Source organism: Xenorhabdus poinarii G6, from assembly GCF_000968175.1.
In the GTDB taxonomy this organism is placed as follows: domain Bacteria; phylum Pseudomonadota; class Gammaproteobacteria; order Enterobacterales; family Enterobacteriaceae; genus Xenorhabdus; species Xenorhabdus poinarii.
This window is the reverse complement of sequence record NZ_FO704551.1, coordinates 1,400,132-1,420,527: the sequence shown is the minus strand read 5'-3', so window position 1 is coordinate 1,420,527 and position 20,396 is coordinate 1,400,132. Positions and strand designations below refer to the sequence as shown.

Genomic DNA, 20,396 nt, shown 5'->3' with positions numbered 1-20,396 from the left:
TGGAGCAGTAAGGAGTAGTCATGTCCCACGATCGTCTTTATACCGAGAAAGAACTCAGTTGGCTCTCTTTCAACGAGCGGGTTCTTCAGGAAGCAGCTGATAAAAGTAACCCGCTGATTGAAAGAATGCGATTTTTAGGGATCTACTCCAATAATTTGGATGAGTTTTATAAAGTTCGCTTTGCCGATGTAAAGAGACGCATTCTTATCAGTGAAGAACAGGGTTACGCCACTAATGCCCGCCATTTATTAAAAAAAATCCAGGCAAAAGTTGCCCGAATCGATCAAGAATTCGATGCACTCTATAACGATCTGCTACTGGAAATGGCGCGTAATCAGATTTTCTTAATCAACGAACGTCAGATATCGCCAAACCAACAAATCTGGCTACGGCAATATTTTCGCCAGCATTTACGGCCACATATCACCCCGATTGTCATCAATTCAGAAACCAATTTGGTTGAATTTTTAAAAGATGATTATACCTATCTGGCCGTTGAAATTATTCGGGGGCAAGCAACCCAATACGCGTTGTTAGAGATCCCATCCGATAAAGTCCCGCGTTTCGTCAATCTCCCCCCGGAGATGCCCAAAAAACGCAAATCAATGATATTAATCGATAATATTCTGCGTTATACGCTGGATGAGATTTTCAAAGGGTTCTTCGATTACGATACGTTGAACGTCTACTCGATGAAAATGACACGCGATTCCGAATATGACCTGGCAACAGAGATGGAATCCAGCCTGCTGGAGCTCATGTCTTCGACTTTAAAGCAACGGCTGACGGCGGAACCGGTACGGTTTGTTTATCAGCGTGATATGCCTGATGAAATGGTGGAGCTATTACGCAGTAAACTTGGGTTATCCAATGATGACTCGGTCATCGCCGGGGGGCGCTATCATAACTTCAGGGACTTCATCAAATTCCCCAATGAAGGAAACCGCAATCTTCTGAACAAACCGATACCACGATTGCGCCATCCCTGGTTTGACCATTTCCGCAACGGATTCGACGCGATCCGTGAAAGAGATGTCTTGCTTTATTATCCTTACCACACCTTTGAACATGTGCTGGAATTGCTGCGTCAGGCCTCTTTCGATCCCAGTGTGCTTTCGATCAAGATTAATATCTATCGGGTCGCAAAAGATTCACGCATTATTGATTCCATGATCCACGCCGCACACAACGGCAAAAAAGTCACCGTCGTGGTGGAATTGCAGGCTCGTTTTGATGAAGAAGCGAATATTCATTGGGCGAAACGCCTCACTCAAGCGGGCGTGCATGTCATTTTCTCCGCGCCCGGCCTGAAAATTCACGCCAAGCTATTCATCATTTCTCGACTCGAAGGCGAAAAGATCATTCGTTACGCCCATATCGGTACGGGCAATTTCAATGAAAAAACCGCACGCCTTTATACCGATTATTCTTTACTGACGGCCAACCCTGACATTACCAATGAAGTTCGCCGGGTGTTTAACTTTATTGAAAACCCCTATCGGCCAGTTACCTTCAATAATTTAATGGTATCACCCCAAAATTCACGTGCCATGCTCAATCAGTTAATTACTCAGGAAATTGCGCACGCGCAGGCCGGTGAATTGGCGGGTATCACGCTAAAAGTGAACAACCTTGTTGACAAGGAATTAGTGGATCGCCTCTATGATGCTTCCGAAGCCGGTGTGAAAATCCGCATTCTGGTGCGGGGCATGTGTTCGTTGGTTCCTGGTCAATCCGGTTTTAGCGAAAACATTCAGGTTACCAGTATCGTCGATCGTTTTCTGGAACACGATCGCGTTTATGTTTTCACTAACAAAGGTAATGCACAAGTTTTCCTGTCCTCTGCTGACTGGATGACGCGCAACATTGACCATCGCATTGAAGTGGCGGTTTGTCTGCTCGATCCCATGCTGAGACAAAACGTATTGGACATCCTGGAACTCCAATTCAGTGATACCGTCAAGGCACGGTACATTGATAAGGAATTGAGCAATCGCTATGTTCCACGGGGAAATAAGCGTAAAATCCGCGCGCAGCTTGCTGTTTACGATTATTTAAAAAACCTGGAACAACCGGAATCAAGAGCCTGATTTATGCCATTAAAGCCCACCACCCCCATGCCCAAACCCCAAGAGATTGCCACTATCGATTTGGGTTCAAACAGCTTTCATATGGTCATCGCTCGTATTGTTAACGGTGCTCTCCAGGTGATTGGACGATTAAAGAAACGGGTTTACTTGGCTGATGGTTTGAACAGTAGCAATGAGCTGAGCACCGAAGCCATCAGCCGTGGCCTGAATTGCCTCTCTCTGTTTGCCGAACGCTTACAGGGGTTTTCTGCCGATAATGTCTGTTTAGTGGGAACCCATAGTTTACGTGAAGCGACCAATGCACAAGAATTTCTGAAACAGGCGAAAGACGTTATTCCCTACCCCATTGAAATTATCTCGGGTCATGAAGAAGCCCGGCTGATTTTTATGGGGGTTGAACACACGCAACCAGAAAAAGGCCGGAAGCTGGTGATTGATATTGGCGGCGGCTCGACGGAGTTAGTCATTGGTGAAGATTTCGAACCGCTCTTGATTGAAAGCCGCCGTATGGGTTGTGTCAGTTTTTCCCGCCAATTTTTCCCCGATGGGATGATCAGTGAACATAATTTTCGCCAGGCACGGCTTCAGGCAGAACAGAAACTGGAAAATCTTGTCTGGCAATTTCGGACAAAAGGTTGGGATTTTGCGCTGGGCGCATCGGGCACGATCAAAGCCGTACACGAACTGTTAGTGGAACTGGGTGAAAAAGATGGCTTAATTACGCCAGAACGCCTCAATATGCTGGTCAAACACGTCCTGAAATATAAAAATTTCCAGGCGCTGGATTTGCCGGGATTATCTCATGACCGCAAGCAGACGTTTGTGCCCGGTCTTTCAATCTTGTGCGGTATTTTCAATGCGTTAAATATTCAGGAATTACGCTTGTCTCAAGGGGCATTGCGGGAAGGTGTCCTGTATGAAATGGAAGATCGTTTCCGCCATCAGGATATTCGCCAGCGAACCGCTAAGAGCCTGGCTGAACATTATAACATCGATCGTGAACAGGCTGAGCGAGTGTGGTGTACCGCCAAAAACCTGTATGACCAGTGGGCGCTACAAAATCCCAAACGCATACACCCCCAACTGGAGTCGATTTTGCTGTGGGCGGCGATGTTGCATGAGATCGGTTTAAGTATCAATCTGAGTGGCTTGCAACGGCATTCTGCTTATATCCTACAACATACTGATCTACCTGGATTTACTCAGGAACAGCAATCATTATTAGCCACGCTGGTGCGTTATCACCGCAAGGCGGTAAAAATACATGAGCATCCCCGGTTTTACCTGTTCAAGAAAAAGCAGTATCTTCCGATGCTTAAGATTTTGCGACTAGCAACCTTATTGAATAACCAAAGACAGTCAACCACGATACCAACGACATTAAGGCTGGAAACCGAACAGGGGCATTGGGTACTCTATCTGCCTAAAAACTATCTGGCACACAATGCCCTCGTGTTGTTTGATCTGGAAAAAGAGCAAAACTACTGGCGTGATGTGACTGGCTGGAATTTACACATTAAAGAGGAGTTGACTTAATTTATCTCTGCAAACACAACAGCAAGTGATGAAATATCTCCGTTGCTTAAAAACCGAATATAATACTCAATAGCAACCAAATTGATGGCGATATGATGGCAATCGCCTGTTTTTGCCCTCTTTCCCGCTTTAAAGGTACATCATGTCACAACCGACCTTTACACCTGATCAGAAAACGATAACCAGCCAACATTCGCAAAAACTGGCACAGGTTCGTCAACGCTTGTTTTCACTCTTTACCCACAATGAGCGATTTGTCGAAACCTTATTGGGTCAGGCTGATAAGCATTCCGCTATCAGTGACGAGCAATTATTGGAGAAAATAGAGGAAGTCAGTACGCTATTGGCTAGCCTGCACGCCGCCGATATTGCCGATATTCTGGAAGCGTTGCCTTATGATGAGCGTCTCGCTTTATGGCGTATCATCGACAATAATCAGCGTGGTGAAGTGTTGATGGAAGCGTCTATTCCCATTTGGGATAGCCTGATCAAAGAGATGTCCGACGTTCTGCTGCTCCGTGCCATTGGTAAGCTACACGTCGATGAACAAGCTTATATCGTCGAACATCTTCCCCGTGATACCACCCGCCGTCTGCTGACCTATCTGGAACCGAGTCAACGTAATCGCATTCGTGAAGTATTGCAGTATCACAAAGATAGTATTGGTCAGATGATGGATTTTGAATTCGTCACGGTGCGGGGCAATATTACCCTCAGTACCGTTCAGCGCTTTTTGCGCTCCAGGGGCTCAATTCCCAAAACAACAGACAAAATTTTTGTGATTGATCGCAAGAATCGTCTGCAGGGAGAACTCCCCCTGACAACCTTATTGACTAATGCCTCAGACAGATTGGTCACCGAAGTCATGAATACGGATACCGTGACCTTTTCACCAGAGCAAAAAGGCGAAGATGCCGCCAGTGCGTTTGAACGTTACGACTTAATTTCTGCCGCCGTCGTGGACAATAACGGCCGTTTGATGGGGCGTCTGACCGTTGAAGATATTGTGGATACCTTAAGTGAAGAGACAGATACCAATATCCGACGCATGGGGGGGTTAAGCCGTGAAGAAGATGTCTTCGCTCCGGTTGGGCAAGCGGTAAAAGCGCGTTGGACATGGCTCGCCATCAACTTGTGTACGGCTTTTGTTGCTTCACGGGTGATTGGCTTATTTGAACATACCATTTCTCAGTTGGTTGCCCTGGCCACCTTGATGCCCATCGTGGCAGGCATCGGCGGCAATACCGGTAACCAGACCATCACCATGATCGTTCGCGCACTGGCACTGCATCAAATCCAAACTGGCAGCTTTTCTTACCTGTTATTGCGGGAACTGGGGGTTGCCTTTATCAACGGTATTATTTGGGGCGGAATAATGGGGATCATCACTTATCTGCTCTATGGTGATCTGGCAATGGGCGGTGTTATGACAATGGCAATGGTGCTAAACCTGTTAATGGCGGCGATGATGGGCGTCTTAATCCCCTTTATTATGATGAAACTCGGCAGAGATCCCGCGATTGGTTCCAGCGTGATGATTACAGCCATTACCGATACCGGTGGATTTTTTATCTTTTTGGGATTAGCGACACTGTTTCTGGTGTGATAAAAAATCCCCCTCGGAATATTATCATTTTGACAAAACCTCCATATTTTCTTCATTATTGGCTAATTCCCGTTGGTTACACTAATAATATAGTCTTGCATCCATTTTGGCATAAGATGCGACATCATTAATTACTGCCACAACATTAAGAGAATGTAGAGTACATGAATAACAAAAGCCGTTCCTACCGTTTTCTGCTTGCTGCGGCGCTCGCCGTGATCATCGCGACAATTTTCTTCTCCTGGAAATACTTCAACACACCGTCATTATCCAGTGATCCGAAAAGTTCAACCTCAGCACAAAAATCCCCTAACTCAGACTCGCCTCCCGTACAGGTAGCAACGGCTGAGATCAATACGGTTCCGCATTATTTGGTGGGGTTAGGCACGGTGATGCCGGCAAATACCGTGACGGTCACCAGTCAAGTGGAAGGGCAGTTAATCGCTTTGCATTTCAATGAAGGAAAGACGGTCAAAAAAGGCGACTTGCTGGCAGAAATCGATCCTCGCCCCCTGAAAGTCAAACTGGCAAGAGCACAGGGGCAATATGACAAAGCACAAGCAACATTGGCTAACGCTAAACAGGATTTGGTTCGCTTTCAGCAACTGGCAAAAAGTAAACTGATCGCCCAACAAGATATCGATAAACAAATCGCGTTGGTTCGTCAGAGCGAAGCCAGTTTGAAAGCAACGCAATCCGATATCGATGAAGCCAAACTACAATTGGCATATAGCCGTATCACTGCACCGATTTCCGGGCGGGTTGGCCTAAAACGTATTGATGTCGGTAACTATGTGTCTGGTGCAGGAACAACGCCCATTGTGGTGATTACCCAGGTCGATCCGATTGATGTACTGTTTTCCCTGCCTGAAAATGACATTAATATCGTGTTAAACGCACAAAAAGATGACAAAGATGTCGCGGTTACCGCGTGGGATCGCAATCACCGGCAACCATTAGCACAAGGAAAATTATTCAGTATCGATAACCAGATCGATGTGACGACTGGCACAATCAAGATGAAAGCGCAGTTCAACAATCAAGATAATGTGTTGTTTCCTAATCAGTTCGTCAATATCCAGATGAAAGTCAATTCACTCAATGATGTTATTGTTATTCCCAGCGCTGGATTACAAATGGGAAATAGCGGCAACTTCGTCTGGAAAGTAGATAAAGACAATAAAGTCAGCAAACAAAAGGTCATCGCAGGGTTACAAAACGATCAACTCGTAGTCATTAACAGTGGCCTGTCAGCCGGTGAGCGGGTAGTCACTGACGGCATTGACGGCCTGAGCGAAGGCGCGACAGTCAACATTGTCAAACCCTTGAGCATAGAATCACTGGATGCAGATAAAGAGCAGAAAATGTCAGCCCAATCACACGGTAAGACGGAGAATTCCTGATGCAATCTGATTCTTCACTGACAGGCGGCGGGCCATCTCGACTGTTTATCTTGCGTCCTGTGGCCACGACGCTGTTTATGATTGCTATCTTAATCGCCGGGTTGATTGGTTATCGCATGCTGCCCGTTTCTGCTTTACCGCAAGTCGATTATCCAACGATTCAAGTGGTGACACTTTATCCCGGTGCCAATCCGGATGTGGTGACATCGGCAATAACCGCACCGCTGGAGCGTCAGTTTGGTCAGATGGCCGGCTTAAAGCAGATGTCATCCAGAAGTTCTGGGGGTGCTTCAGTGATTACGCTGGTCTTCCAGCTCTCGTTGCCTCTGGATGTGGCAGAGCAGGATGTCCAAGCGGCGATTAATGCCGCCAGTAACTTATTGCCGGGAGATCTGCCCTACCCGCCAATTTACAGCAAAGTTAACCCGGCTGATCCGCCGATTTTAACTCTGGCTGTTACGTCTGATGCTCTGCCAATGACTCAGGTACAGGATATGGTGGAAACCCGCATTGCTCAGCGTATTTCTCAAGTCAGTGGTGTGGGCCTGACCACGTTGGCGGGCGGCCAGCGCCCCGCTGTCCGTGTCAAGTTGAATGCTCAGGCCGTGGCGGCACAAGGATTAGACAGTGACACGGTTCGCTCTGCCATTATGAAAGCCAACGTGAACTCGGCAAAAGGCAGTTTTGATGGCCCGACCCGCTCGATTTCCATCACCTCCAACGATCAGATGAAATCTATCGACGATTACCGCAATTTAATCGTGGCCTATAAAAATAATGCACCGATTCGCCTGCGTGATATCGCCACAATTGAACAGGGGGTGGAAAATAGTCATTTAGGCGCCTGGGCGAATGAGAAACCGGCCATCGTGATCAATGTCCAGCGCCAGCCTGGTGCCAATGTGATTGAGACAACAGATAATATCCGGGCTATGCTGCCAGAACTGATCAGCAGCCTGCCTAAAGCCGTCAAAGTGGAACTACTGACAGACCGCACGGTTTCAATTCGCCATTCCGTCAAAGACGTTCAATTTGAACTCCTGTTGGCGATTGTGTTGGTTGTCATGGTGATTTATCTCTTTTTGCGCAATGTCACTGCAACGTTGATCCCGAGTATTGCCGTACCGCTTTCGCTGGTCGGGACATTCGCCGTGATGTATTTTTGTGGTTTTTCCGTCAATAATCTCACCTTAATGGCGTTAACCATTGCGACCGGCTTTGTGGTGGACGATGCGATTGTCGTTATAGAAAATATTTCCCGTCACATTGAACAAGGAGAGAAACCGCTGGCGGCGGCGCTGAAAGGGGCGGGAGAAATCGGCTTTACGATTATCTCCCTGACTTTTTCATTAATTGCTGTGTTGATCCCGCTGTTGTTCATGGGGGATATCGTTGGTCGCCTGTTCAGGGAATTCGCCATTACCCTTGCCGTCGCGATTTTAATTTCTGCCGTGGTGTCATTGACGCTAACACCGATGATGTGCGCAAGGATGCTGAAACCTGAAGCGAACATTCGACACAATCGATTCGAACAGGCCTGTGAGCGTTTTTTTGAGCGCATGATTGCAGTCTATGCCGTTCTCCTGAAACGTGTGTTAAACCATCCCTGGATAACACTGAGTGTTGCATTCGCGACTTTGGCGCTGACGGCGCTGCTCTATATCATGATCCCGAAAGGATTTTTTCCCCTGCAAGATAACGGCTTGATTCAAGGCACCCTGGAAGCACCACAATCCATTTCGTTCAAGGCTATGGCAGAAAAACAGCGGCAAGTCACGGATCGATTACTCAACGATCCGGCGGTGGATAATGTCTCCGCATTTATCGGTGTTGATGGTAGCAATCCCACATTGAATAACGCCCGTCTTCAAATCACGTTAAAACCCTTCAGTCAACGTGATGAGCGAATTAACGACGTGATACCGCGCCTCCAGACGCGCATAGCCAACGTGCCTGACGTCAAATTGTCTCTGCAACCGACCCAGGATTTGACTATTGACACCCAGGTATCGCGTACCCAATACCAATTTACGTTGCAAGCGTCTTCACTTGATGATCTCGCCATTTGGGTGCCTCAGTTACAAAATGCCTTAAAACAACGGCCAGAGTTAGTGGATATCGGTAACAATTGGCAAGATCAGGGGCTGGTGGCGTATGTTAATGTTAACAGGGATATGGCCAGCCGCTTTGGGATATCGATGGCAGCGGTAGACAATGCGTTATATAACGCTTTTGGCCAACGCCTGATTTCGACTATTTATACGCAATCAAATCAGTATCGCGTTATTCTTGAACAGGACACAACGCATACACCGGGGCTGGAAGCGCTAAACAGCCTTTATCTGACCGGTAATGATGGCAAAATGGTTTCACTCAATACCCTTGCCACGGTTGAACAGCGGCCAGGAAACTTGTCTATCGATCACCTACAGCAATTTCCTTCTACCACTTTTTCATTCAATGTGGCAAAAGGCGCTTCCCTTGAACAGGCGGTAAATGCCGTTCAGGCGGCAGAACAGGCGATCCAAATGCCAAAAGACATTATTACGCAATTTCAGGGGGCAACGCTGGCTTTCCAGGATGCGCTCAGTAATACTCTTTGGCTGATTCTGGCGGCTATCGTTGCCATGTATATCGTCCTCGGCATACTGTACGAAAGTTTTATTCATCCCGTCACCATCTTGTCAACTTTACCTACTGCCGGGGTCGGCGCATTGTTGGCCTTGATGATGGGAGGCTATGAACTCGACATTATCGCCATCATCGGGATCATTCTCTTGATCGGCATTGTGAAGAAAAACGCCATCATGATGATCGACTTTGCGCTGGCGGCTGAACGGGAAAAAGGCATGACGCCTTATGAGGCGATTTACCAGGCCTGCCTGTTACGTTTCAGGCCCATCTTGATGACAACCATGGCAGCACTGCTAGGTGCATTACCACTGATGATGAGTACCGGCATCGGTGCAGAGCTGCGGCGTCCTTTAGGTGTCAGCATGGTTGGTGGATTAATCATGAGCCAGATCCTGACGCTGTTCACCACGCCCGTTATTTATTTGCTGTTTGATCAGTTGGCCGCCTATTGCCGGAAAAACAGAAAAGGCAATCAGCAGCAAAATGGCCAGGATAGTCCAATCAGGCTTGATAAATCCTCAATAAATCATCAGGAGCCGCTGTGAAATTCTTTGCCTTATTTATTCAGCGGCCGGTTGCCACCACACTACTAAGCCTGGCCATTACGCTCTGCGGGGCGCTCAGTTTTATGTTGCTGCCTGTAGCGCCGCTACCGCAAGTTGATTTTCCCGTCATCACCGTGCATGCGTCCATGCCCGGCGCATCACCGGAAACGATGGCATCTTCGGTGACGACACCACTGGAGCGGGCATTAGGCCGGATTTCAGGTGTGAAGGAGATGTCTTCTTTCAGCTCACTCGATTCCTCTTTTATTTATCTGGAATTCGATCTCAACCGGGATATTAATGGGGCAGCTCGGGATGTTCAGGCTGCCATTAATGCGGCCCAAAATTTGTTGCCTTCCGGTATGCTGAATAAGCCCAGATATTATAAAGCGAATTTATCCGATGCACCGATCATGATTTTGACCCTCACTGCCCAACATTACAGTGGGGGGCAACTGTATGATCTTGCGTCTACCCGACTCGCCCAAAAACTTTCTCAAATAGAAGGTGTGAGCAAAGTCAGTGTCAGCGGTAGCTCATTACCTGCGATACGTGTTGAACTCAATCCTAATGCGCTCTTTAATCAAGGTATCTCTCTCAACGATGTCAGTCATGCCATCAATAATGCCAATCTCCGCTCTCCAACGGGACATATTGATTCCGATAAACAAATCTGGCAGTTACACACGAATGACGAGCTGAAAACGCCGGATGATTACCGTTCAATTATTGTACGTTACAATCAGGGTTCTCCTGTCAGGTTGCAGGATGTCGCCAATGTAAAAAATGCTGTCGAGGATGTTCGCGCGGCGGGCATGTCGGGAAATAAGTCGGCTATTGCGCTGATTATTCGTCGTGAAGCAGGTGCCAATATTATTTCCACCGTTCAACGCATTCGTGACCAGCTCCCTGCTCTGCAAGCGTCTTTGCCCGCCAGCGTTCAGTTAACTGTGGCACAGGATCGTTCACCGACCATTTACGCTTCCCTGCAAGAAGTCAAACAAGCGTTGGTGATTGCTGTCGCATCCGTGATCCTAGTGGTATTCCTGTTTTTACGTTCTCCCCGGGCGACATTGATCCCGGCAATCGCCGTTCCGATATCCCTGATTGGCACGTTTACTGCCATGTACTTATGTGGGTTCAGTCTGAATAACCTCTCGTTGATGGCATTAACCATTGCCACGGGATTTGTTGTTGATGATGCGATTGTGGTACTGGAAAATATTTCCCGCCACCTGAATACCGGATTAAAACCCCTGCAAGCCGCTCTCAAAGGCGTCAGAGAAGTCGGATTCACTGTGCTGGCCATGAGTCTGTCACTCATTGCGGTATTCATTCCCCTGGTATTAATTGATGAATTACTCGGCAGATTATTCCGGGATTTTGCCATCACACTGGCTACCGCGATTGGCATTTCGCTGTTCATTTCACTGACGTTAACCCCCATGATGTGCGCGTATCTGCTCAAATCCCCCTCGGCGAATACCCAAAAGCAAACACGGGGATTCGGGAAAGTGTTGTTGAGAATTCAGCAAGGTTATGGTCGCTCATTGAAATGGATACTCAATCATACCCGTTGGGTATTGCTGACATTAGTCGGGATTATTGCGTTGAATATCTGGCTCTATATCAGTATCCCCAAAACCTTATTTCCTCAACAAGATACCGGGAAAATGCTGGGTTTTGTGGTGGCGGATCAAAGTATCTCATTTCAGGCCATGCGTGAAAAAATGAAACGCTTTATGCAGCTCGTCAGTGATGATCCCACGGTGAGTAATGTTGTGGGCTTTACCGGTAGAGACAGCACGAATACGGGCAATATGTTCATTTCGCTGAAACCACGGAAAGAACGGACTGAAAGTGTTCAGCAAGTGATCACCCGCTTAAGAAGCGAACTGCAAAATGAAGCAGGAGCACGCTTATATTTAGTGCCTGTTCAGGACCTGAGAAGTGGCGGTGGACGAGGGTCCAAGTCAATTTATCAGTTTAATTTACTGTCTGATGATTTTGGTGAACTGCGTAAATGGAGTCCGATTGTCAAAAAAGCACTGGGAAAATTACCTCAGTTGGTGGATGTCAATACCGATAGCGATGAAAATGCGCAGGGCGCTGAAATAGCGATTACCTATGATCGTGATGTCATGGCGCGTTTAGGCATTAATGTCACTGAAGCCAATAATTTGCTCAATAATGCGTTTGGTCAAAGAGCGGTTTCCACTATTTACAACCCGTTGAATCAATATCGGGTCGTCATGGAAGTTTCACCGCAATATAATCAGGATCCCAGTGCGCTGGAAAAAATGTTTGTGATTAATGACAAAGGAGAACGTATCCCCCTCTCCTACTTTGCCCACTGGTATCCTGCCAACGCGCCATTGGATGTTTATCATCAGGGCCTTTTCGCCTCTACAACCATCGCCTTTGATGTCGCGCCAGGTTATACGCTGTCCGATGCAACCGCGGCAATAGAAAGAACAATCACAGAATTAGGCGTGCCTTCCGCAGTGCGTAGCTCTTTCGCCGGCACAGCCCAGGATTTTCAGGAAAGCGAACGTTCTCAGTTACTGGTGATCCTTGCTGCCATCGTCACCGTTTATCTGGTACTGGGCGTCCTCTATGAGAGTTATATTCATCCGCTCACGATTCTTTCTACCCTACCGTCTGCGGGAATAGGGGCTTTGCTAGCGCTGGAGTTGTTCAACACACCATTCAGCCTCATTGCGATGATTGGCATTATGTTGTTGGTCGGTATTGTCAAGAAAAATGCCATTATCATGGTGGATTTTGCTCTTGAAGCACAGCGAAACGGTCAACTCAGTGCCCGGGACGCGATTTTTCAGGCCAGTTTATTGCGATTCCGTCCGATCATGATGACCACCTTTGCCGCACTGTGTGGGGCTTTGCCTTTAGTTCTGAGCAATGGCGATGGCGCAGAATTACGTTTCCCACTGGGGATCACCATTGTTGGAGGTCTGGTGATGAGCCAGATACTCACTTTATATACCACCCCGGTTGTCTATCTGTTTTTTGACCGGCTGCGGGAGAAATGGCGTCATCGCCGGACGACTCGCAACACCTCGTCATCTCAGGTCGCTGAACCTAAACCCGAGTGATGTTTATGATGAGAATCGGTATCAGCAGCAAACTTTTTCTGACCATTTTTGCTACATGTATGCTGGTCCTGGTCACCATGCACTGGGGCATTCATCTCAGTTTTCAGCATGGTTTTATTGGCTATATCAAGCAAAATAGCCAAATGCGGGCGAACAGGCTAGCTGAAGCGTTGACAGAGCAATACCAGCGATACGGCAATTGGCATTTTCTGACCCAAAATGATCGGGTGATATTTCAGATTATCCGCACAATTGAACAAGGTAACGATCCCCATCAACAAGCCAAATCTCATGGTTGGCGTCCCCAATTTTGGATTGTGGATACTCAGATGAATCGTTTAGTGGGGCATGAAAGTGACATTCCGGCAGAAAGTTATCGCAAACCCGTCAGCTACAAAAATAATGTGGTCGGTTGGGTGATTGTCAGCGCATCGGACAAAATTACCCGTCGTGCTGATATTAGCTTCGCCCACCAGCAACAATTCACCAGTTGGATAATTGTCGGTTTTTCAACATTATTGGCCCTGGTTGTCACTTTTCTGCTCTCCCGTGGCCTGTTAAGACCGGTAAAACGGCTTGTGGAAGGTACGCACAAACTTACCGCAGGTGATTTCAGTGTGCGTGTCAGGCCATCCAGTCACGATGAGATCGGTAAATTGGCATCCGATTTTAACCAATTAGCCAGTACGCTGGAAAAAAATGAACAGATGCGCCGTGATTATATGGCAGATATTTCCCATGAACTCCGCACTCCCCTGTCTGTTCTGCGTGGTGAGCTGGAAGCGTTGCAAGATGGGGTACGAAAGCCCACTCAGGAAACGATCCACTCTTTGCTCACGGAAGTGGCCACCCTGACGAAGCTGGTTGACGATCTGCATTTATTATCCCTTTCTAATCGTGGTTCCCTCACTTATAGAAAAGTGGCGGTGAATGTCAGTGCATTATTACAAAAGTCCGTTACGGGTTATCAAAGCCGCTTTACGGATAAACAGATCGCGTTGGCACTGACTGTCAACGAAAATGTCACCCTGTTTGCCGATCCAAATCGACTGACACAATTATTTCACAATTTGCTGGAAAATAGCCTGCGTTACACCAGTGAGCACGGAAAAGTCATTATCCGCACCTACACCGTTCAGCAAAAATGGATATTAGATTTACAAGACAGTGCCCCCGGGCTGACGGCAGAACAATGCCAGCGTGTTTTTGAACGTTTTTATCGCAGTGAATCATCTCGTAACCGTACCAGTGGCGGCTCAGGGCTTGGGCTGGCAATTTGTTATAATATCGTTGAAGCGCATGACGGCATCATACGTGCGGAAATATCACCTTTAGGTGGTATTAAAATTCACGTAGAATTACCGCTGATTAAATCGTCTGAACTTGAGACATCGTCATTCATTTGAAACATCATCACTTAAAAGATAATGAGTATACCTCTTACACAATACACTGTTTTAATCGTTGAGGATGAACCCAAGTTGGGGCAGTTACTGGTTGATTATCTGCAATCAGCGAATTATCAGACCCAATGGCTGACACGGGGTGATGAAGTCATCGCCCATGTTCAACAACACCAACCCCATCTTATTTTGCTTGATCTGATGCTGCCCGGCCTTGATGGATTGTCGATCTGTCGGGAAATCCGTCAATTTTCAGATATTCCGATAGTCATAATGACCGCCAAAACGGAGGAAATTGATCGGCTGGTCGGATTAGAAATCGGGGCTGATGATTATATCTGCAAGCCTTACAGCCCACGAGAAATCGTCGCCAGAGTAAAAATCATCTTGCGGCGTTGCTATCACCCAAAAGCGATCATCAGTGAGCAAAGTACATTGACCATTGATGAAAACCACTTTCAGGCGCGTTATTCTGAACGCGTACTTGAACTCACTCCGGTTGAATTCCGTTTACTCAAAATTATGTCCAGCCAACCAGGGCGGGTCTTTTCCCGCGATCAGCTACTGGATAACCTCTATGACGATCATCGCATTGTGAACGACCGGACTATTGATAGCCACATTAAAAATTTACGCCGGAAGCTGGAACAATTGGATGAAGATAAATCCTTTATCCGTTCCATTTATGGTTTGGGCTATCGTTGGGAAGCCGAAATTTGCCGTTTAATGTAATTGTTGCCTGCGGTAAATCCCATTATTGCGGCTGCTTTTTTGGCCGTTCTTGTCGTTTTTTCTGATCGAGAAAACCCGAAATAACCGCTAATAACAACGCCATAACCGCCAGCCCTCCTCCCGCCAAATTGAGTGTTGTGTAACTATAATTAGCCGCGATAATCACACCACCTAACCACGCGCCGACTGCATTGCCTAAATTAAAAAAACCAATATTGACAGAAGAAACAAGATTAGGTGCTCCGGCTTCTTGGGCTTTATCCATGACCAAACGCTGGATCGGTGATACGGTGGCAAATCCCAATGCTGCCATCAGAAATAGACTCAAACAGGCAATCAATTGATTGGCACCATACAACCAGAAAATCAATAAAACAACGGACTGTAGCCCCAGCGTTGAATACAGCAATGGCATCATGGCGTTATCTGCAAGTTTTCCGCCAACAATATTGCCAAAGAAAAACCCTAACCCCAAAATCAGTAAGATCCCGGTGATGGCGCTCTCAGAAAACCCGGCAATATTGATCATCAATGGCGCAATATAGGTAATCGTGGTAAAAAATGCGGCAGGCCCCAGAACCGTGATCCCCATCGCCAACAGCACATGGATATTGGTAAAAGCTAACAATTCCTTTTTAATACTGACCGGCGCGTTTTGATCAAATTTGGGTAATAATTTTAAAATTCCCACCAAGGCAATCACGCCAATGACAGTAATTATTGCAAACGTCATACGCCAGGAAATTGCTTTGCCTATCCATGTGCCCAACGGAATACCAACCAAGTTAGCCACTGTCATGCCGCTAAACATCAATGCAATCGCCGTGGTTCTTTTATTTTCCGCAACCAGTTCAGCGGCGATAATAGCCCCAATGCCCATAAAAGCACCGTGAGTCAGGGAAGCAACAATTCGGCCGATAATTGCCAGAGAAAATGTTGGGGAAAAAGTCGTCAGTGCATTTCCGATAATAAATAATACCATTAACATGGAAAGCATTTTTTTCCGTTCTATACGCGCCCCTAATAGGATTAAAACAGGCGCCCCGACAAAGACACCCAGTGCATAACTGGTTACCATATACCCCGCAGTTGGTATCGAAATAGTAAATTCGGTGGCGATTTCAGGAAGTAAACCAGCGACAATAAATTCGGTCGTAGCAATCCCAAATGTCGCTATCGCTAAGGCCCAAATAGCGGCTGGCATGCAGAATTCCTCATTAAAGGTGATAAGCGAATCACATTATTCTTTTTACCGCGATATTCATCATAATCTATTTGTGCTAATGATGGCATCGGCGCTAAAATCCCTCTCTTTTAAACCTTACCCTTAGTAATGATAATGACGTTGGGTAAGGACTGACTTGAACTCAGATCGAGAACGTTAAGAATATGTTGACTCCAGAATTACTTTCTCCTGCCGGCTCGTTGAAAAACATGCGTTATGCATTCGCTTATGGTGCCGATGCCATTTATGCCGGACAGCCCCGCTATAGCCTGCGTGTTCGTAATAATGAATTTAACCACGAAACACTGGCGCAAGGGATTAAAGAAGCGCACGACTTGGGTAAACGTTTTTACGTCGTCGTGAATATCGCCCCCCATAATGCAAAACTGAAAACGTTTATCCGTGATTTAAAGCCCGTCGTGGAAATGAAGCCTGATGCGCTGATTATGTCCGATCCAGGCTTGATTATGATGGTACGGGAAGCCTTTCCTGAAATTGAGATTCATCTTTCAGTCCAGGCTAACGCAGTCAACTGGGCAACTGTCAAATTCTGGCAACAGATGGGACTGACGCGGGTTATTCTCTCCCGTGAACTCTCACTGGAAGAAATCGCTGAAATCCGCCAGCAAGTGCCCGATATGGAGCTTGAAGTTTTTGTGCATGGTGCCCTTTGTATGGCTTACTCCGGGCGTTGCCTGTTATCCGGTTATATCAACAAACGCGATCCTAACCAGGGGACTTGCACCAATGCCTGTCGTTGGGAGTACAATGTACAGGAAGGCAAGGAAGATACTGTCGGCAATATTGTCCATATGCACGATCCCATCCCGGTGAAAAATCTTGACCCCACATTGGGTCAAGGTGCGCCCACGGACAAGGTATTCATGATAGAAGAAGCCAAACGCCCTGGCGAATATATGTCCGCGTTTGAAGATGAACATGGCACTTATATCATGAACTCTAAAGACTTACGCGCAATTGAACATGTGGAAAAATTAACAACGATGGGGGTTCACTCCCTGAAAATCGAAGGCCGTACCAAATCTTTCTATTATTGTGCCCGTACCGCTCAAGTCTATCGTCGGGCAATAGAGGATGCCGTTGCCGGAAAACCTTTCGATCCAACGTTAATGACCACCCTGGAAGGCCTGGCACATCGAGGCTATACCGAAGGTTTTCTGCGTCGTCATACCCATGATGCCTACCAGACTTACGAATATGGCTATTCCGTGTCGGATACACAACAATTCGTTGGCGAACTAACTGGCAAGCGGGTCAATGGGTTAGCTGAAGTTGCGGTGAAGAATAAATTTCTTGTTGGGGATTATTTGGAACTCATGACCCCGGCAGGTAATATCAACTTTACGTTAGCATCCATGACAAATAAAAAAGGCCAGCCGATAGAAATTGCGCCCGGCGATGGACATATCGTTTATCTGCCTATTCCTGAAGAAATCAAGCTGGATTATGCTTTGCTTGTCCGATATTTAAAAAGCGGCAATACAAGAAAACCTCACCCACAAGAATGACAAGTGAAATAATCAGAATCGGTTTTTAAAGAAATAGTTCTATTTTTTTAGAAACAGATCACATCAATACTATTTGATTTCTCGTATTATCAGTCCCAGAAAATAAAGAACTAAAAAAGTTTTATTGTAAGACTAGGAACCACCTCCTTGGCTAGCTCAATCTCCCTTGAGCTGGCCTTTTCTTTTTAGCCATTTTATAAAAACACTGTCAATTCAAGGTATTAAAACACTCCCTCCATTCATGAAACATAAATTAACTTAATGTATCTGAATTCATATTGAATATTTATTCAATATTTATTAGTCACTCTATTTATGATAACCGAGAAAACAGTATGTTAACAAATACCGTCAGAATTTATTTATTTTAATGAAAGAAATTTCCAGGAAAAACCATCAGGATTATTCAATCCATGAATGAAATGGAATTAATTTAACACCCTATCAAATGAATATTATTGCGCTTTATTGTGATGAAAAAGGGTTAAATGTTAGTAACATTTGTAGTTAGTCACATTTGTATTAACTGAAGCGATCCACTGCGGCTTCCCTGACGACTTATCTTGAGATCCCCCCTGATATCAACAACAATTAACAGCGCCTTTTGCAAACTGGAGTTAATCATGACGAATATCGCTAAATTGTTAGGAAAAGACGCAGAGAATTTATTACAACATCAATGCAATACATTGCCACGTGAAAATCTCTATCTCCCGGGGAGCGATTTTGTTGATAGAGTAATGCTTGAAAATAACCGCCCCAATACCGTACTCCGTTCCATGCAAACCTTACTGAATCATGGCCGTCTGGCAGGGACGGGTTATCTTTCAATTTTGCCTGTGGATCAAGGCGTTGAACATTCTGCCAGCGCTTCTTTTGCGGCCAATCCTCTCTATTTTGATCCCAAAAATATCGTTGAACTGGCCATTGAAGCTGGCTGTAATTGTGTGGCTTCCACTTACGGTGTTCTGGCATCTGTTTCTCGTCGTTATGCACATAAGATCCCATTTCTGGTTAAGCTTAACCACAATGAGACGTTGACCTATCCGGCACAATATGATCAAACTTTGTATGCCAGCGTCGAACAAGCATTTAATCTGGGCGCCATTGCGGTAGGCGCAACAATCTATTACGGCTCCCCCGAATCACGCCGCCAAATAGAAGAAATTTCAGCCGCATTCGAACGTGCTCACGAACTAGGCATGGTGACCGTCTTATGGGCTTATTTACGCAATCCGGCTTTCAAGAAAAACGGGGTTGATTATCACACCAGCGCCGATTTAACTGGTCAGGCAAACCATCTGGCAGTCACGATCGGTGCCGACATCGTGAAACAAAAAATGGCTGAAACAAATGGTGGCTATACTGCGATTGGGTTCGGGCATACAGATAAACGCGTCTACGACAATCTGACCACTGAACATCCGATTGATCTCGTTCGTTATCAACTGGCTAACTGCTATATGGGCCGGGCGGGATTAATCAATTCAGGCGGCGCATCTGGAGATAATGATTTAAGTGACTCAGTCCGCACGGCTGTTATCAATAAACGAGCCGGTGGCATGGGATTGATCCTTGGCCGTAAAGCGTTCAAAAAATCGATGAAAGACGGTGTTGAATTGATCCAATCCGTACAGGATGTCTATCTCGATAAGACAATCACTATCGCCTAATCAACAACCTCAGAGGTAGCAGCTTCAAAATGGGGACCCCATATCCCCATTTCTCAAATCCGCTATCATCCCAAAAGGGCATGATTCGGGGCAATATCACCACCATTGATGAAAGTGGTGGACAGGACCAATGCCATGACCCACTTCCAGGCTATCCGCCTGCATCAGTGCATGTTGTAAATAGTTTTTCGCCACTGGCAACGTACTTTGCCAATCAGAATAACGTGGACGTAATGCCGTGAGTGCTGCGGACAACGTACAACCCGTTCCATGCGTATGTCGGGTATTAACCCTGGTCGCTGTAAAACGCCACTCTCCTTCCGGGGTAAAAAGCCAGTCCGGGCTTTCTTCGTTAGGCAAATGTCCACCTTTCAACAAAACAGCCTGACAGCCCATTGCGCATAATGCACGTCCCTGCGATAACATATCATCTTCGGTCTTGGCAAGATCACATTTCAATATGGCTGCGGCTTCCGGTAAGTTGGGCGTGATCAAAGAGACGAGAGGAAAGAGTTGTTCTACCATTTCTGTCACGGCCTCAGGTGATAACAAAGGCGCTCCTCCTTTCGCCACCATCACGGTGTCCAAGACTATGTAGGGAATGGGATAACAATGCAATAATTTTGCTATTGCAGTGACATTAGCTGCATTCGACAGCATACCTATTTTGGCGCTATCTATCCTGACATCTGAAAGCACAGATTCTAACTGGGTAACAATAAAGCGGGGATCAAGATGATAAACTGATTGTACGCCCATTGTATTCTGCGCTACCAACGCAGTTATCACTGCTGTACCGTAAGCACCAAGGGCGGAAAAGGTTTTTAAATCGGCTTGAATGCCGGCACCACCACTAGGATCTGTGCCTGCGATGGTCAGTGAATTAATTCTCATGGTCGTCATTCCT

The 20,396-nt window shown here is 46.4% G+C and carries 12 protein-coding genes; 10 read left to right on the top strand and 2 right to left on the bottom strand.

All coding sequences use genetic code 11. The annotated features are described in order from the left end of the window. Window positions 1-20 precede the first annotated feature (20 nt). From ppk1 to baeR, 8 genes are all read left to right on the top strand, one after another. Complete coding sequence (gene ppk1, locus XPG1_RS06560) at window positions 21-2,090, top strand: polyphosphate kinase 1 (RefSeq protein ID WP_045958362.1); 2,070 nt, start codon at window positions 21-23, stop codon at window positions 2,088-2,090. A gap of 3 nt (window positions 2,091-2,093) precedes the next feature. Then, window positions 2,094-3,626: an exopolyphosphatase gene (gene ppx / locus XPG1_RS06555; protein ID WP_045958361.1), complete on the top strand. Its 1,533-nt coding sequence runs from the start codon at window positions 2,094-2,096 to the stop codon at window positions 3,624-3,626. A 142-nt stretch (window positions 3,627-3,768) separates the two neighbouring features. Then, window positions 3,769-5,232 (top strand): magnesium transporter, encoded by a 1,464-nt coding sequence (gene mgtE / locus XPG1_RS06550; RefSeq protein ID WP_045958360.1) that lies wholly within the window; start codon window positions 3,769-3,771, stop codon window positions 5,230-5,232. A gap of 164 nt (window positions 5,233-5,396) precedes the next feature. After that, entirely contained in the window at window positions 5,397-6,635 is a 1,239-nt protein-coding gene (locus XPG1_RS06545; RefSeq protein WP_045958359.1) for an MdtA/MuxA family multidrug efflux RND transporter periplasmic adaptor subunit, read from the top strand. Next, window positions 6,635-9,814 carry an MdtB/MuxB family multidrug efflux RND transporter permease subunit gene (locus XPG1_RS06540; protein ID WP_045958358.1) on the top strand — a complete coding sequence of 1,060 codons (3,180 nt, stop codon included), beginning with the start codon at window positions 6,635-6,637 and terminating at the stop codon, window positions 9,812-9,814. The genes XPG1_RS06545 and XPG1_RS06540 overlap by 1 nt, the downstream gene beginning before the upstream one ends. After that, window positions 9,811-12,927 (top strand): multidrug efflux RND transporter permease subunit MdtC, encoded by a 3,117-nt coding sequence (gene mdtC / locus XPG1_RS06535; RefSeq protein WP_045958357.1) that lies wholly within the window; start codon window positions 9,811-9,813, stop codon window positions 12,925-12,927. Before XPG1_RS06540 ends, mdtC begins: the two co-directional genes overlap by 4 nt. An 8-nt stretch (window positions 12,928-12,935) precedes the next feature. Then, entirely contained in the window at window positions 12,936-14,333 is a 1,398-nt protein-coding gene (gene baeS, locus XPG1_RS06530) for an envelope stress sensor histidine kinase BaeS (protein ID WP_045960543.1), read from the top strand. A 21-nt stretch (window positions 14,334-14,354) separates the two neighbouring features. Beyond that, on the top strand, window positions 14,355-15,062 hold the full coding sequence (gene baeR / locus XPG1_RS06525; RefSeq protein WP_045958356.1) for an envelope stress response regulator BaeR: 708 nt from the start codon (window positions 14,355-14,357) through the stop codon (window positions 15,060-15,062). A gap of 22 nt (window positions 15,063-15,084) precedes the next feature. Here the strand turns inward: baeR and XPG1_RS06520 are convergent, their stop codons facing one another. Beyond that, window positions 15,085-16,266, bottom strand: a complete 1,182-nt coding sequence (locus XPG1_RS06520) for an MFS transporter (protein WP_045958355.1) — start codon at window positions 16,264-16,266, stop codon at window positions 15,085-15,087. 185 nt (window positions 16,267-16,451) lie between these two features. On the opposite strand from XPG1_RS06520, the gene trhP reads away from it, so the two are divergent. Both trhP and fbaB read left to right on the top strand, forming a co-directional pair. Further along, on the top strand, window positions 16,452-17,816 hold the full coding sequence (gene trhP, locus XPG1_RS06515) for a prephenate-dependent tRNA uridine(34) hydroxylase TrhP (RefSeq protein ID WP_045958354.1): 1,365 nt from the start codon (window positions 16,452-16,454) through the stop codon (window positions 17,814-17,816). A 623-nt stretch (window positions 17,817-18,439) separates the two neighbouring features. Next, complete coding sequence (fbaB, locus tag XPG1_RS06510) at window positions 18,440-19,489, top strand: class I fructose-bisphosphate aldolase (RefSeq protein ID WP_045958353.1); 1,050 nt, start codon at window positions 18,440-18,442, stop codon at window positions 19,487-19,489. A 96-nt stretch (window positions 19,490-19,585) separates the two neighbouring features. Here fbaB and thiD read toward each other — a convergent pair whose 3' ends face one another. Continuing rightward, entirely contained in the window at window positions 19,586-20,383 is a 798-nt protein-coding gene (thiD, locus tag XPG1_RS06505) for a bifunctional hydroxymethylpyrimidine kinase/phosphomethylpyrimidine kinase (protein ID WP_045958352.1), read from the bottom strand. Window positions 20,384-20,396 lie beyond the last annotated feature (13 nt).

Bases quoted from the DNA above. Each gene is read 5' to 3' on its own strand.
- ppk1 (WP_045958362.1), top strand. From the start codon at position 21: ATGTCCCACGATCGTCTTTATACCGAGAAAGAACTCAGTTGGCTCTCT.
- ppx (WP_045958361.1), top strand. From the start codon at position 2,094: ATGCCATTAAAGCCCACCACCCCCATGCCCAAACCCCAAGAGATTGCC.
- mgtE (WP_045958360.1), top strand. From the start codon at position 3,769: ATGTCACAACCGACCTTTACACCTGATCAGAAAACGATAACCAGCCAA.
- XPG1_RS06545 (WP_045958359.1), top strand. From the start codon at position 5,397: ATGAATAACAAAAGCCGTTCCTACCGTTTTCTGCTTGCTGCGGCGCTC.
- XPG1_RS06540 (WP_045958358.1), top strand. From the start codon at position 6,635: ATGCAATCTGATTCTTCACTGACAGGCGGCGGGCCATCTCGACTGTTT.
- baeS (WP_045960543.1), top strand. From the start codon at position 12,936: ATGAGAATCGGTATCAGCAGCAAACTTTTTCTGACCATTTTTGCTACA.
- baeR (WP_045958356.1), top strand. From the start codon at position 14,355: ATGAGTATACCTCTTACACAATACACTGTTTTAATCGTTGAGGATGAA.
- XPG1_RS06520 (WP_045958355.1), bottom strand. From the start codon at position 16,266: ATGCCAGCCGCTATTTGGGCCTTAGCGATAGCGACATTTGGGATTGCT.
- trhP (WP_045958354.1), top strand. From the start codon at position 16,452: ATGTTGACTCCAGAATTACTTTCTCCTGCCGGCTCGTTGAAAAACATG.
- fbaB (WP_045958353.1), top strand. From the start codon at position 18,440: ATGACGAATATCGCTAAATTGTTAGGAAAAGACGCAGAGAATTTATTA.
- thiD (WP_045958352.1), bottom strand. From the start codon at position 20,383: ATGAGAATTAATTCACTGACCATCGCAGGCACAGATCCTAGTGGTGGT.